This window comes from Citreicoccus inhibens (assembly GCF_019039035.1).
In the GTDB taxonomy this organism is placed as follows: Bacteria; Myxococcota; Myxococcia; order Myxococcales; family Myxococcaceae; genus Citreicoccus; species Citreicoccus inhibens.
Map to the genome: position 1 here is coordinate 31809 of NZ_JAHNZT010000035.1, position 13132 is coordinate 44940.

The 13132-nt window shown below is 69.8% G+C and carries 17 protein-coding genes; 13 read left to right on the forward strand and 4 right to left on the reverse strand.

Annotated elements, in window-relative coordinates; genetic code table 11:
* Window positions 1-29 precede the first annotated feature (29 nt).
* The 10 genes from KRR26_RS29460 to dnaB all read left to right on the forward strand — a co-directional run bounded on the left by KRR26_RS29460 (window position 30) and on the right by dnaB (window position 8917).
* Window positions 30-980 (forward strand): ribose-phosphate pyrophosphokinase, encoded by a 951-nt coding sequence (locus KRR26_RS29460; protein ID WP_120208377.1) that lies wholly within the window; start codon window positions 30-32, stop codon window positions 978-980.
* Window positions 981-1160: 180 nt separating this feature from the next.
* Complete coding sequence (locus tag KRR26_RS29465) at window positions 1161-1856, forward strand: 50S ribosomal protein L25/general stress protein Ctc (RefSeq protein WP_120208375.1); 696 nt, start codon at window positions 1161-1163, stop codon at window positions 1854-1856.
* A gap of 93 nt (window positions 1857-1949) precedes the next feature.
* Window positions 1950-2525, forward strand: a complete 576-nt coding sequence (gene pth / locus KRR26_RS29470; protein WP_120208373.1) for an aminoacyl-tRNA hydrolase — start codon at window positions 1950-1952, stop codon at window positions 2523-2525.
* Between the two features lie 240 nt (window positions 2526-2765).
* Entirely contained in the window at window positions 2766-3242 is a 477-nt protein-coding gene (gene rpsF, locus KRR26_RS29475) for a 30S ribosomal protein S6 (RefSeq protein WP_120208371.1), read from the forward strand.
* A gap of 51 nt (window positions 3243-3293) precedes the next feature.
* Window positions 3294-3674 carry a 30S ribosomal protein S18 gene (gene rpsR, locus KRR26_RS29480; RefSeq protein WP_120208369.1) on the forward strand — a complete coding sequence of 127 codons (381 nt, stop codon included), beginning with the start codon at window positions 3294-3296 and terminating at the stop codon, window positions 3672-3674.
* Window positions 3675-3696: 22 nt separating this feature from the next.
* Window positions 3697-4140, forward strand: coding sequence for a 50S ribosomal protein L9 (gene rplI / locus KRR26_RS29485; RefSeq protein ID WP_120208367.1), 444 nt, complete (start codon window positions 3697-3699; stop codon window positions 4138-4140).
* Between the two features lie 166 nt (window positions 4141-4306).
* The gene (locus tag KRR26_RS29490; RefSeq protein WP_217081427.1) at window positions 4307-5476 is read left to right on the forward strand and encodes an acyltransferase family protein; all 1170 of its coding nucleotides are present in this window, start codon (window positions 4307-4309) and stop codon (window positions 5474-5476) included.
* A 7-nt stretch (window positions 5477-5483) separates the two neighbouring features.
* Window positions 5484-6605 carry a sensor histidine kinase gene (locus KRR26_RS29495; protein ID WP_217081428.1) on the forward strand — a complete coding sequence of 374 codons (1122 nt, stop codon included), beginning with the start codon at window positions 5484-5486 and terminating at the stop codon, window positions 6603-6605.
* The gene (locus tag KRR26_RS29500; protein ID WP_217081429.1) at window positions 6602-7351 is read left to right on the forward strand and encodes a LytR/AlgR family response regulator transcription factor; all 750 of its coding nucleotides are present in this window, start codon (window positions 6602-6604) and stop codon (window positions 7349-7351) included. Before KRR26_RS29495 ends, KRR26_RS29500 begins: the two co-directional genes overlap by 4 nt.
* Window positions 7352-7510: 159 nt before the next feature.
* Window positions 7511-8917 carry a replicative DNA helicase gene (gene dnaB, locus KRR26_RS29505; RefSeq protein ID WP_217081430.1) on the forward strand — a complete coding sequence of 469 codons (1407 nt, stop codon included), beginning with the start codon at window positions 7511-7513 and terminating at the stop codon, window positions 8915-8917.
* Window positions 8918-8926: 9 nt separating this feature from the next.
* On the opposite strand, the gene thiD is transcribed toward dnaB, so the two are convergent.
* The 3 genes from thiD to thiE are packed head-to-tail and all read right to left on the reverse strand — an operon-like array spanning window position 8927 to window position 11107.
* Window positions 8927-9667, reverse strand: coding sequence for a bifunctional hydroxymethylpyrimidine kinase/phosphomethylpyrimidine kinase (gene thiD / locus KRR26_RS29510; RefSeq protein WP_217081431.1), 741 nt, complete (start codon window positions 9665-9667; stop codon window positions 8927-8929).
* The gene (locus tag KRR26_RS29515) at window positions 9664-10428 is read right to left on the reverse strand and encodes a gamma-glutamyl-gamma-aminobutyrate hydrolase family protein (RefSeq protein WP_120208354.1); all 765 of its coding nucleotides are present in this window, start codon (window positions 10426-10428) and stop codon (window positions 9664-9666) included. The genes thiD and KRR26_RS29515 overlap by 4 nt, the downstream gene beginning before the upstream one ends.
* Before the next feature lie 31 nt (window positions 10429-10459).
* On the reverse strand, window positions 10460-11107 hold the full coding sequence (gene thiE / locus KRR26_RS29520; RefSeq protein WP_120208352.1) for a thiamine phosphate synthase: 648 nt from the start codon (window positions 11105-11107) through the stop codon (window positions 10460-10462).
* A 92-nt stretch (window positions 11108-11199) separates the two neighbouring features.
* On the opposite strand from thiE, the gene KRR26_RS29525 reads away from it, so the two are divergent.
* From KRR26_RS29525 to KRR26_RS29535, 3 genes are read left to right on the forward strand one after another with little or no spacing between them, the layout of a single operon-like run.
* A complete protein-coding gene (locus tag KRR26_RS29525) occupies window positions 11200-11460 on the forward strand; it encodes a hypothetical protein (RefSeq protein ID WP_120208350.1) in 261 nt (86 codons plus the stop codon).
* Window positions 11457-11768: a DUF1844 domain-containing protein gene (locus tag KRR26_RS29530; protein ID WP_120208348.1), complete on the forward strand. Its 312-nt coding sequence runs from the start codon at window positions 11457-11459 to the stop codon at window positions 11766-11768. Before KRR26_RS29525 ends, KRR26_RS29530 begins: the two co-directional genes overlap by 4 nt.
* Window positions 11765-12412 (forward strand): hypothetical protein, encoded by a 648-nt coding sequence (locus KRR26_RS29535; protein ID WP_120208347.1) that lies wholly within the window; start codon window positions 11765-11767, stop codon window positions 12410-12412. The genes KRR26_RS29530 and KRR26_RS29535 overlap by 4 nt, the downstream gene beginning before the upstream one ends.
* A 6-nt stretch (window positions 12413-12418) precedes the next feature.
* Here the strand turns inward: KRR26_RS29535 and KRR26_RS29540 are convergent, their stop codons facing one another.
* Window positions 12419-13072, reverse strand: coding sequence for a hypothetical protein (locus KRR26_RS29540; RefSeq protein ID WP_233577315.1), 654 nt, complete (start codon window positions 13070-13072; stop codon window positions 12419-12421).
* Window positions 13073-13132: the final 60 nt, after the last annotated feature.

Below are 13132 nucleotides of genomic sequence, written 5' to 3' on the forward strand. Positions count from 1 at the left end.
CGCGGCCACGGGATAGTCAGCGGCCCACCATGCAGCCGCGTGACTTCAAGGTGTTCACCGGGAACTCGAATCCCGGTCTGGCGCTTCGCATTTGCGAGTACCTCAAGCGCCCCCTGGGCAAGGCCGTCGTCGGGCGATTCTCGGACGGGGAGATCCACGTCGAGATCGGCGAGAACGTGCGTGGACTGGACATCTTCATCATCCAGTCCACCTGTCCTCCCTCGAACGACCACTTGATGGAATTGCTCATCATGTGTGACGCGCTCAAGCGCGCCAGCGCGGGCTCCATCACCGCCGTCATTCCGTACTACGGCTATGCCCGGCAGGATCGGAAGGTGGCGGCGCGCACGCCCATCACCGCCAAGCTGGTGGCGGACCTGCTGGGCGTGGCGGGCGCCACCCGCGTGGTGTCCATGGACATGCACGCCGGGCAGATCCAGGGCTTCTTCAACATCCCGTCGGATCACCTCTACGGCTCGCCGGTCTTCCTGGAGGACCTGCGCAAGCGCTTCCCCGAGCCCAACGACCTGGTCATCGTGAGCCCGGACGCAGGCGGCGTGGAGCGCGCGCGCGCCTACTCCAAGCGGCTGAACACGGGCCTGGCCATCATCGACAAGCGCCGCCCCCGCCCCAACGCCTCCGAGGTGATGAACCTCATTGGCGACGTGAAGGGCAAGGACGCCATCCTCGTGGATGACATGGTGGACACCGCGGGAACGCTGGCCCAGGCGGCCGCCGCGCTGAAGGACAAGGGCGCGCGCCGCGTGGTGGCCTACGCCGTCCACCCCATCCTCTCGGGCCCCGCCATCCAGCGCATCACCGACTCGGTGCTGGAAGAGGTCGTCTTCACGGACACCGTGCCGCTGTCGGACGCGGCCCAGGCCTGCCCGAAGATTCGCGTGCTCACCACCGAGCGCCTCTTCGGCGAGGCCATCGCGCGCATCCACCGCGCCGACTCGCTCAGCTCGCTCTTCGTCTGAGCGGCCCCATCCCTGCCCGCCGGGCGGCTTGACTCCAGGCCCCCCGGCTGGCATGTGCACCCTCCTCCACCGGCCTCCCCTGCTTTACGGGGGCGTCGTCATCGGGGCCCGCCACAGGGGCGGGATGCCGAGGACGCCCAGGAAGCCGGTGCACCCGCGGTCCCAAGAAAAGGCAGAACCATGTCCGTCGACAAGAGCACCCTCGAGGCCCAGGCGCGTGAAGGTTCCGGCAAGGGCGTTGCCCGCCGTCTGCGCGCGAAGGGTCAGATTCCCGCCGTCGTCTACGGCAAGCACCTGGCGAACCCGCAGCACATCGCGGTGGATCCGAAGGCGATCCGCACCGCCATCAACACCCCGCACAAGTTCAACACGCTCATCCAGCTGAAGGTCGGCGCGGACACGCACCAGGTCCTCCTGAAGGACTACCAGCAGGATCCGCTCACCCGCAGCATGCTCCACGCGGACTTCATCGCCGTGAAGGAGACCGAGCAGGTGAAGGTGAACGTCCCCGTGGTGCTCACCGGCAAGGCGGCGGGCGTGGCCGATGGCGGTCTGCTCACGCAGATCCGCCGCGAGCTGGAGGTCTGGGCGCTCCCCACGGCCATCCCGCTGGCCATCGAAGTGGACGTCTCGGCGCTCAAGATCAACGAGGCCATCCACGTCAACGACATGAAGCTCCCCGCGGGCGTGTCGGTGAAGACGAACGTCAACTACACCGTGGCCGTTCTGTCCGCGCCCGAGGCCCTCGAGGCCGCTCCGGCGGCGGCTGCCGCGGCTCCGGCCGCCGCGGCTCCTGCGGCGAAGGCGGGCGACGCCAAGGCGGGCGACGCCAAGGCGGCCCCCGCGGCCGCTGCCAAGGCTCCGGCGAAGAAGTAGTTCCTCGTCGCGGTCTGTGTTTCTTTCGCGGGGCTGGCCTTGTCATGGGGCCAGCCCCGCGGTCTTTTCGGGAGCCATCTCCTCGGAGCGGTCATGAAGCTCATCTGCGGACTGGGAAACCCCGGGCGCGAGTACGAGCGGAACCGGCACAACATCGGGTTCATGGTGGTGGACGCGCTCTTGGGCCGAGCCCGCGCCGACCTGAACCAGGACAAGTTCCAGGCCCGGGTGGGTCAGGGCACGCTCGCCGGCGAGCGCATCCTCTTCGTCGAGCCCCAGACGTACATGAACCTGTCCGGCCGCTCGGTGGCGGAGGCCGCGCGCTTCTACAAGATCGCCGTGGAGGACGTGCTCGTCATCCACGACGAGTTGGACCTTCCCCTGGGTCGGCTCCAACTGAAGGCCGGTGGCGGTTCGGGAGGACACAACGGCCTGAAGAGCATCGTCTCCAGCCTGGGCGCGGACGGCTTCATCCGGCTGCGCTTCGGCATCGGGAAGCCCGAGGGGCCCAACGCCCGGGAGCGCGTGGCCGGCTACGTGCTGTCCAACTTCGACGATGGCGAGCGCCGCGAGCTGGACGCCCTGAGCGACCGGGCGATCGACATGGCCGAGTGCTGGGTGCGTGACGGCCTGGCCACCGCGATGAACCGGTTCAACCGCAAAGCCTGAGCCCTGGGGGCGCGGGCGGCTTGACTTGGGGGATGGCCCCCCTTAGAAGGCCCGTTCCCCGGGTGTGACAGTCCGCTGTACCGGGATGCTCTTTTTCATCTTCCCGTGTTCTGCACGGGACAAGGCGCGGCGGTGACGGGCGCGCAGGTTTCCCGTCCCCGGTTGTGGCTTCTGGGCCACGGACCGTTTCCCCGCTCCCCGGATAGGCCGGGGGGCACTCGACCCCAAGGGGAGAGAAACATGGCAGAGACGCAGGCCGCCAAGCGGCTTCGTGAGTACGAGACCATCTTCCTGGTCAAGCCGGACCTCACCGACGACAACGTCGACAAGATCAAGGAGCGCGTTCGCTCCATCGTCGCGCGTGAGGGTGGCAAGGTCATTCGCTTCACGGTGTGGGGCAAGAAGAAGACCCTGTTCCCCGTGGCGAAGCAGCCCCGCGCCATCTACGTCCACACGCACTTCCTGGGTGACGGGAAGGCCGTGTCGGAAGTGGAGCGCAACCTCCGCAACCTCGACGAGGTCTCCCGCTACATCTCCGTGAAGCTCGCGGACGAGGTGGATCCCGAGACGCGTCCGGTGCTCGAGGATGTGAAGCTGGCCGGCGACGTCGAGGAGACGCGTCCGGGCGCCGCTTCCGAGCGCGATGGCTCCTTCCGGGCTGAGCCCGCCGAGGAGTCTGGGGCCGAGTCCGAGGAGGAGTCGACCGAGGAGGCCTGAGGGCCCCCGGTGGACATCTCCTAGAGACCTATCCAGGAAAAGAGAGACTTCATGAACACGGACAACAAGATGAGCACGGGCGCCTCGGGCGCTCGGGGCCCTGGCGGCGGCTCGCGGGGCGGTGACCGCGGTGACCGCGGCGGCGAGCGTGGTGAGCGCGGCGGCGATCGCGGCGGTCCCATGGGCGACGACGACAAGCGTGGTGGTGGCCGCGGCTTTGGCCGCAAGAAGGTCTGCCGCTTCTGCGCCGAGAAGAACGCTCAGGTCGACTTCAAGGACCAGGCCACGCTGAAGTACTTCGTGACCGAGCGCGGCAAGATCATCCCCCGCCGCATCTCTGGCAACTGCGCGAAGCACCAGCGCGAGGTGGCGGTGGCCATCAAGCGCGCCCGTGGCATCGCGCTGCTCCCCTACAACGCGGTCGTCGGCTAGCCGTCCGCCCAGGAGACTGAACATGAAGGTCATTCTGCGAGAGGACATCGACAACCTCGGCAAGTCCGGGGACCTCGTGACGGTGAAGGACGGCTTCGGCCGTAACTTCCTGCTGCCCCGCAAGAAGGCAGTGCTGGCGAGCGAGCAGAACATGCGCCAGCTGGAGCACGAGAAGGCCGTCATGACGGCCCGCAACGCCAAGCTGAAGGGCGCCGCGGAGGAGCAGGCCAAGAAGGTCGGCGCCACCAAGGTCACCATCAAGCGCAAGGTGGGCGAGCAGGACAAGCTGTACGGCTCCGTCACCGCGCTGGACATCGCCGAGGCGCTCGCCGCCGCGGGCCAGACGGTGGACCGCCGTCACATCCACCTGCCCGAGCCCATCAAGGCCCTGGGCAGCTTCGAGGTGGAGCTCCGGCTGCACCGCGACGTGGTGGCGAAGATCAAGGTCGACGTGGCGGCGGAGTAGTCCGCCCCCGCATCACCGCTGAAGTTCGGAAGGGCCGTCCGGGAAACCGGGCGGCCCTTCTGCTTTGGGCCCAACCAGTCCGGCCGGCGCCGCGGGCAGTCCGGCTCACGACATCCGCGTGGAGGGCTCGCGCGGCGACGCGTATCGGTGGCACAGGAGGCCGCCCATGAACGCGCCCGCACGCCCCGCATCCGAGCACCGCCCCGACCTGGACTGGCTCCGGGTCATCGCCATCGCGCTGCTGCACTTCTTCCACACCGGCATGATGTTCAACCGGTGGGACTGGCACGTGAAGAGCCCGGTGCCGCTGCCCGCCCTGGAGCCGCTCATGGAGCTGCTCCACCTGGTGCGCATGCCCCTGCTGATGGTCATCTCCGGCGTGGGCACGGCGCTCGCGCTGCGGCACCGCTCGCTGGGCTCTTTCGCGAAGGACCGGGCGAAGCGGCTCCTGTGGCCGCTCGTGTTCGGGATGTTCGTCATCGTCCCGCCGCAGATCTACGCCGAGCGCCTTCAGCGCGGGCAGTTCGCTGGCAGCTACCTGGACTTCTACCCGTCCGTGTTCGAGTTCGTGACCTATCCCCGGGGCAGCCTGAGCTGGCACCACCTGTGGTTCGTCGCGTACCTCTTCGTGTACTGCGTGCTGGCGCTGCCCCTGTTCGCGTGGATGGAGACCCGAGGCGGACAGGCGTTCCTCGCGCGGGCCAACGCGTGGCTGTCGCGCGGCTTCAACGTGGCGCTGCTGTGCCTCCCCATGGTGCTGAATCAGATTGCGCTGAACGGCTCCCCAGAGACGCATGCGCTCGTGGATGATCCACGCACGCTCTTGCACTACGCGATGCTCTTCCTGTTCGGGCACCTCTTCGGTCGCTGCCCCGGAGTGTGGGAGCGGCTGGTGGCGCTGCGCCATGTGTTGTTGGGAATTGGCGTGGCGGTGCTGGTGCCCATGCTCCCGGACGGCGCGTTCCCGCTCGTGGCGGAGCGGCTGGGACAGGGCATCATCCTCTGGACGCTGCTCCTGTCGGCGCTGGGTTACGCGAGGGCCCGCCTGCTGACTCGGCCCGCGTGGCTCGCCCGCGCACAGGAGCTCTCGTATCCGTTCTACATCCTCCACCAGACGGTCATCGTCGTCCTGGGCCTCGCGATGCTCCGCCTGCCGCTGGGCCCCTGGGCGCTCTTCGCCTCGGTGCTGGCCGCCTCGTTCCTCGTCACCTGGGCGCTGTGCGAGGGGGCTGCCCGCGTGGACTGGCTGCGTCCCTGCTTCGGCATGAAACCACGCGCTCCGCGCCGCCAGGCGAGCCCCATCTCCTCGACTCCCGCCTCGGGGCATACTGCGTGAACGCACGATGACCTCGCCTGCCCATGACAGCGCGCCGCGCCCCTGGCGCTGGCAGTGGCCCCAGGTCCAGCCGAGGACGACGCTCCTCGTGTGGGGCATCTGCCTCGTCATGGGGCTGTGGCAAGGCACCGTGGTGCGCCTGGCGCTGCTGGCGGATGGGAGCACCCTGCCCGCCTCGCGGCCGCTCGTCTGGGAAGTGACGGGAGCCCTCTCCGCCGCGCTGCTGCTGCCCATCATGCGCACGGCGGCGCTCAACGCGCCCCGGCCCCGCGTGGGATGGACGCGATTCCTCGGCATCCACGCCATCGCCTTCGCGCTCTACACGTCGCTGCACATCGTGGTGATGGTGGTGTCGCGCCACGCGCTGTACTCGCTGTTCGGCTGGGGCGACTACCACTACGGCGTCATGGCCTTCCGCGTCCCCATGGAGGTCCAGAAGGACGTCATCGCGTATGGCATCGCCATCACGGCCATCGTCAACGTGGACCTGTGGCGAGCCCGCCATGAGCGTGCGCTGCGCGAGGCCACGCTGGAGAGCGAGCTGCGCACCGCGCAACTCCAGTCCCTCACCGGACAGCTCCAGCCGCACTTCCTCTTCAACGCGCTGAACACCATCAGCTCGGTCATGTACGAGGACCTGGGCCGCACCGACCGCATGCTGAGCGACCTGGGGCAACTGCTCCGCGCGAGTCTCGCGCGCACCGAGCCCACCTGGACGTTGGCCGAGGAGCGCGCCCACTCCGAGCGCTATGTCGCGCTGCTCGCGGCCCGCTTCGGCGAGCGGCTCGTGGTGCGGTGGAGCCTGGCGCCCGCGCTCGACTCGGTGCGCGTGCCTTGCTTCGCGCTCCAGACGCTGGTGGAGAACGCCGTGAAGCACAACCAGGACCTGCTCGGCGTGCTCGAGGTTCGCATCCGCGCCGACGCCGAGGGCGCACGCTGGCGCCTGGAGGTGGAGGACACGGGCCGTGGCTTCGGCGCGCCCTCGCCCGAAGCGGGCCCAGGCGTAGGGCTGTCGCATCTGTCGCGCGTGCTGGCGCTCCTGCATGGACCCCAGGCCGCGCTCGAACGCAGCCAGGGGCCCGAGGGCGGCGCGCGCGTCACCCTGTGGCTTCCTCAGGAGGCCGCATGACGCCCTTCCGTGTGCTCGTGGTGGACGACGAGGCCCCGGCCCGCGCGAAGGTGAAGCGCCTGCTCGCGGGCGATGAGCGCTTCGCGCTGGCGGGTGAGGCCAGCGACGGGCCGGAGGCGCTCGCGCAAGTCGAGGCGCTCCAGCCCGACCTGCTCGTGCTCGACGTGCAGATGCCGGGCCTCACCGGCTTCGAGGTGCTGGCCTCGCTGGATCCCGACGCCTGCCCCGCCATCATCTTCTCCACCGCCCATGATGCGTTCGCGCTCCAGGCCTTCGAGGCGCACGCGGTGGACTACCTGCTGAAGCCCTACGACCTGGGGCGATTCCGCAAGGCGCTCGACAAGGCGGAAGCCCTCTTGCGCGGCAAGCGGCGTGAGCCGGAGCGACTGCGCGCGCTGCTCGCCACCGCCCGATTGGAGCGGCTGGTGGTGAAGGTGGGCGAAGGCTGGGTGCCCCTGCGCGTGGATGACGTCTGGCACCTCGCGGCGGACGACAAGTACGTCCGCGTGCGCACCGCGCAGGGCGAGCACCTCGTCCGCCAGAGCCTGCGCACGCTGGAGGAGCGCCTGGACCCCGCGCGCTTCATCCGCGTGCATCGCGGCGACCTCGTCAACCTGGAGGCCGTGACGCGCCTGGAGCCGTGGACCCACGGCGATGGCATCCTCGTGCTCCGCGACGGAACCACCGTGGTCCTCAGCCGCACCCACCGGGAGGAGTTCCTGCGCCGCTGGGGCCTGGAGACCTGAGCCTGCTCGCCCGCCGGGTGAGCCGCGCCACGCCCGACCCGGTGTGGGCAGAAGCCCGACGTCCGGTGTGATTCGGACCCGCTGCTACAGGTCTGTTGGATGAAAAGTAGACGAGCCCTGGGCCGTGTCAGACGCTGCCTGTAGAGGAAGCGGGTAGCCATGCAGAACATCATGGACGGCAGAGAAGGACGGCGGGTCCACGAGGATCTCGCGGCGGAGCGCGCGGTCCTGGGGGCCGTGCTGGCGGACAATGGCCTCATCGCCCCGGTGGCGGAGGTCGTCCACGCGGACGACTTCTCCAGTCCGGCGCACGCGCAGATTTTCGCGGCGATGATGAAGCTGGACGGCCAGCAGAAGCAGGTTGACCACCTGACACTGGCCGAGGAGCTCAAGGTCCTGGGGCAGCTCGTATCGGTGGGCGGCCCCGCCTACCTGATGGGGTTGGATCAGGTCGTCCCCCTGGCCTCCAACGCGGTCCAGTACGCGAACATCGTCAAGGACCAGGCCATCCGCCGCCGCCTGGCCAACGTGGGGCGCGAGATTCAAGAGCTCGCCAGCACGGAGACGGGCGAGTTGGAGGTGCTGCTCGACGAGGCCGAGCGCAAGGTGTTCCTCCTCGCGGAGAAGAAGCGCGAGGGCGACCTGCGCCCGGTCAGCGAGCTGATGGAGCAGACGCTCGATCTGCTCGACAAGATGAAGGCCGCGTCCACGGGCGTGACGGGCTTGTCCACCGGTTACATCGACCTGGACATGCAGCTGACGGGGCTTCACGCCGGTGAGCTCATCATCCTCGCGGCGCGTCCTGGCGTGGGCAAGACGTCCTTCGCGATGAACATCGCGGTGCACGCGGCCATGAAGGAGAACAAGGCCGTCGGCATCTTCAGCCTGGAAATGCCCGCGGATCAGCTCCTCATGCGTCTGCTCGCGTCCACCGCGCGCGTGGACATGAAGAAGCTGCGTGGCGGCCGGCTGAGCCCGCATGACGAGGAGAAGTTCCAGGAGATGGCGGGCGCGCTCTACAACGCCCCCATCTACATCGACGACTCCGGCGGTCTGTCCCCCTTCGACCTGCGCGCCAAGGCGCGGCGCGTGAAGCAGAAGGATCCGCGCCTGTCGCTGCTCGTCATCGACTACCTCCAGCTGATGCACCAGAAGGGCAAGGTGGAGAGCCGCCAGTTGGAAGTCGCCGAGATTTCCCGCGCGCTCAAGCAGCTCGCCAAGGAACTCTCCGTGCCCATCATCGCCCTCAGTCAGCTCAACCGTAAGGTGGAGGAGCGCAAGGGCGGCAAGCCCATGCTCTCCGACCTCCGTGAGTCAGGCTCCATCGAGCAGGACGCCGACGTGGTGATGTTCATCCACCGCGAGGAGACCGATGAGGGCGGCGAGGGAGGCGGCGGTGGTGGGGGTGGCGGAGGAGGAGGCAGCGGGGGCGGAGGTGGAGCCTCCAGCACGGTCATCCCCGTGGAGCTCATCGTCGCCAAGCAGCGTAACGGCCCCATCGGCTCCGTGGAGATGGTGTTCCTCTCCGAATACACGCGCTTCGAGAGCCGCAGCCGCGGCGAGTAGCGCTCCGCTTCAGTCCTGACCCGTGCGCAGATAGCGCGCCACCTGCGCGCGCGCCAGGCGCACGGCCGTCACCATGGGGCGCCCCCGCCCCAGCTCCGCGGCGAGCGCCGAGGCCAACCGGCAGCCTGTCCCCCGCCGTGTCGCGGGTCGCGCCAGCCGCCGCCCCACCAACACGCGCACCCGAGACGCCAGGGCGAGCACATCCGCCACGCCCTGCCCTGCCGGCAGGTGTCCGCCCTTCACCAACACCGCGCCAAAGCCGAAACGATGAAGAGCCCCGGCCGCGTCGGACGCCTCGGCCACGGTGCGCGGCACGGGCCGTCCCAGCAGCCACGCGGCCTCGTCCAGGTTGGGCGTCAGCACCACGCGAGGGCCCGCGAGCCCCAGGTAGTCACGGGCCGAGAGGCGCGAGAGCACCTGACCTCGGGACGTGCGCACCACCGGGTCCACGACCCACCACGCGTCCAGGTCCGCGAGCACGGCCCGCAAGGCCCGCAGCTGAGCCGGCCCCACCACCATGCCGAGCTTCACCGCGTGCAGCGGGCCCAGCTCGCGCGCGGCAGCCACCTGCGCGGCGAGCACCCGCGCGGGCGAAGGGAACGTCCCGAACGTCCGAGTCCCCTGCGCCGTCTGCCCGGTCGGAATCGCGACCGCCTCCGCTCCGCGCGCTCGCGCCGCGGACAGGTCCGCGAGGAGCCCCGCTCTGCCCGTGGGCTCATGGCCCGCGAGCAACAACACCCGCGGCGTCACCGTCGATGCTCGCGCGCTCGCTGGATGAAGAGCTTGTAGACACCGAGCTGCACGGGGATGGTCCCCAGCATCATCTCGGGGTGCCACTGCACGCCGAGCGCGAAGCCCGTGGCCGTGGACTCAATCGCCTCCACCACGCCATCGGGCGCCACCGCGGACACCGTCACGTCCGTGCCCGGCCGAGCCACGGCCTGATGGTGCGTCGAGTTCACCATGAGCTGGCCGTGCCCCACCGCCTCCGCGAGCAGCGTGCCGCTGCGCACCTCCACCGGGTGCTGCGGCTGGGTGCGGTCGTGCTTCTGCTCGTGCTCACGCGCGCCGGGCACTTCACGGCCGATGTCCTGGAAGAGCGTGCCGCCCAGCACCACGTTCAAGAGCTGCATCCCGCCGCAGACGCCGAGCACGGGCATGTTGCGCTTCAGCGCGCCGCGCATGAGCTGGGTCTCGAAGGCGGTGCGGCCCTCCTTCACCTGCCCCATGCCGTCACGCACCTTCTCGCCATACGCCTCGGGGGGAATGTCGAACGCGCCACCCGTGACGAGCAACCCCGATACGCGGTCGAGGTACGCCTCCACACAGCTTGCGTCATCCGAGTACGGCAGCACGAAGGGCAGGCCCCCCGCGCGCAGCACGGCGTCCGCGTAGGGCACCTTCAGCTCATAGCGCGGGAAGGCGGAGTCAGCCGGCTGGACGAAGTCCGGCGTGATGCCGATGTTGGGACGACGCGGGGCCTGGCCGTGGTGACGCGGAGGATGGTTCATGGGGGGGTGACCGGCCGGCGAGGCTAGCCCCCTATGCGCCCCTGTCAAACGCGTCCGCCAACCGCCGGACCCGCTCGGCGATGTCCTGAGCGAGCAGCGCGTCCGACGCCACCGCCGCCCCGTGCGCGCCGGCCGCCGCCACCCGGCCGATATTCTCCAGCCCCACGCCACCAATGCCCACCACCGGCAGCGGACAGGCCCGCACGACCTGGGCGAACGCCTCCAGCCCCAACACCGGGGCCGCGACCTGCTTGGTCGTGGTCCCGAACACAGGCCCCAACCCCACGTAGTCCGCTCCGGCATCCCGCGCGGCCCGCGCCCCCTCCACGCCCCGCACGGTGACGCCCACCAGCCGGCCCGGCCCCAGCAGCTGGCGCGCGGCCTCCGGGGGCAGGTCCTCGTCTCCCACATGCACCCCATCCGCGCCCGAGAGGAGCGCCAGGTCCACCCGGTCGTTCACCAGGCACAGCGCCCCAGCGGCGTGACAGCGGGCCACCACCTCCCGCGCCGCCCCGAGCGCCTCGCGGACCGGGGTGCGCTTCATCCGGAGCTGGAGGATGCGGGCGCCCCCAGCCAGGAGGCGGGCGGCCTTCTCGGCCAGCGACACCTCGGGCAGGAGGCTGTCGTCGCACAGCAGGTAGGGGCCACGGGGAAGCGAAGGACGGAATGCGGCGTTCATCGGGTCCGAGGAATGGTATGGCGGCGTTGACAGGCGCCCTCCCTGCTATAAGGTGGCGCGCTGTTTTCCAAGCAATTCCGAGGATTTGAATCATGGCGGACAACGTGGACCCGAAGCACCTCGACAAGCGCACCGCGGACCGGTACCTGCGCGGCGGCCAGCTCAACGAGAAGGCGTACGAGAGCCACATCAAGGGCTTGCCGGACGTCGCCGAGAAGGCGGTCCCGGTGGAGACTCGGATGGACGAGGACCTCGACATGTACGACGACGAGGACGAGGACGAGCTCGACGACACCGAGTCCGACGAGGACGAGGACTCGGACGACGACGCCGAGGACACGGCGGCCGAATGAGCGCCGGGGAGAAGCGCGGCGAGACCTTCGTGATGAAGGGAGAGTCCCGCTCCGCGAGCGAAGAGCCGTTGTCGTTCACCACCTTCATCGTGGGGCTGGGCACCGCCGTGCTCATCCACCTGGGCAACGCGCCCCATCCCGAGACGGGCCAGCAGGCGCGTGACCTGCCGCTGGCTCGGCAGAACCTGGACCTGTTGTCCATGCTCCGGCAGAAGACCCGGGGCAACCTCACCGCCGATGAGGAGAAGCTGCTCGACGGCCTCCTCACCGACCTGCGCATGCGCTACGTGGAGGCGACCCAGAAGTGACGTCCCTGGTTTCCGGCCCCGAGGGCCTGCCCCGCCGCGTTCGCATCGCGGCGGCGGTGTGTCTGGTGCTCTCCATCCTCACCGGCATGCTCTCCGCGATGGAGGCCATCGGGCTCTCCCACTTCTCCGAGTACCGAGAAGCCCACCTGGAGCAGCGCCGCACCACGCTCCTGGGCGGAGACCCCATCGTCGCCGAGCGCTTGTACGAGGCGCAGTTCGCCGCGCTCGAGCCCATGCGCGAGCCCCGCTCCGTCCTGCTCGGCGCGCTGGCCGTCGCGTGCGCCTTCACCTTCGTGGCGTCCGGGCGCCTGCTGCGGCCCGCGGGCCTGCCTCGGGACGGCATGCGCCGGATGCTCGGGGGCGCGGCCCTCACCGCCGCCATCCTGCGCACCATCGACGGCGCCCAGTGGACCGTGGTGGCCCGTCGCATGGGCGTCGCCATGGCGGAGAACCTGGGCAAGCTGCCCGAGTTCCAGGACCCGCTCGCGGCGGATCAACTCAAGCAGTTCATGCCGTCGCTGATGGCGGGCAGCTCCGTCCTCCAGACGGCGGTGGTGGCGGGCACCTTCGCGCTCATCGGGCAGTACTTCCGCAGCCAGGGCGTGCGTGACGCCATCACCGCGAAGGACGGCCCCACCGAGTAGCGTGCGTCAGCCCGCGTCCGGTCCCGCGCGCGGGGCCTGGGGCTCGGGAAGAAGCGTCGCCAGGGCCGCCTCCGCGCTGCTGTCCGCCGCATCCAGCATCAGCACGTGCGCCGGCATGGCGCGGGGCATCCGCACCAGCTCCTCGCGCGTCAGGCCGAACACGTACGCCAGGTGCCCCAGTGGCCAGCGGGACTGCAATCGCTCGAAGGTCGCATCATCCAGCTCGTCCAGCGGGCACGGCAGCTCGGCGTCCTCGTACACCACCCGCTCACCGCCCACCCGTCGGCCGTTGCCATACGCGATGACCTCTTCGCCCTCGTCCGCGTCGTAGACGTAGGCATGCACCGTCGCGTTGGCGGCCCGAGACAGCAGCCGGGCCAGGGCGTGGTGCGCCGCGTACCAGTGCGCCCCCTGCCGGCCCGCCGTGAAGGGCGCCACGAAGGCCAGGCGAACCACCTTGCGGCGCCGGTTCACCGTCACCCGCAGGGCCGTCGCGCCTTCCGCGCTGTCGAGCGCCAGCGCCTCACGGGCCAGCCGGAGCAGCTCCAGCCCGGAGAAACTGTCGAGTCGAACGAGATAGCCGCCGTGCGCGTCCAGAAAGCCCCCCGGGGGTTGGGCGCCGCCTATAACCGATGACCCCGTCCCTGGCAACTCCGTCACCGAGAAAAGCCGGCTGGTCCCAGCAGCTCAAAGTATTCCGTGAAAATCGCAGGGCGAGCA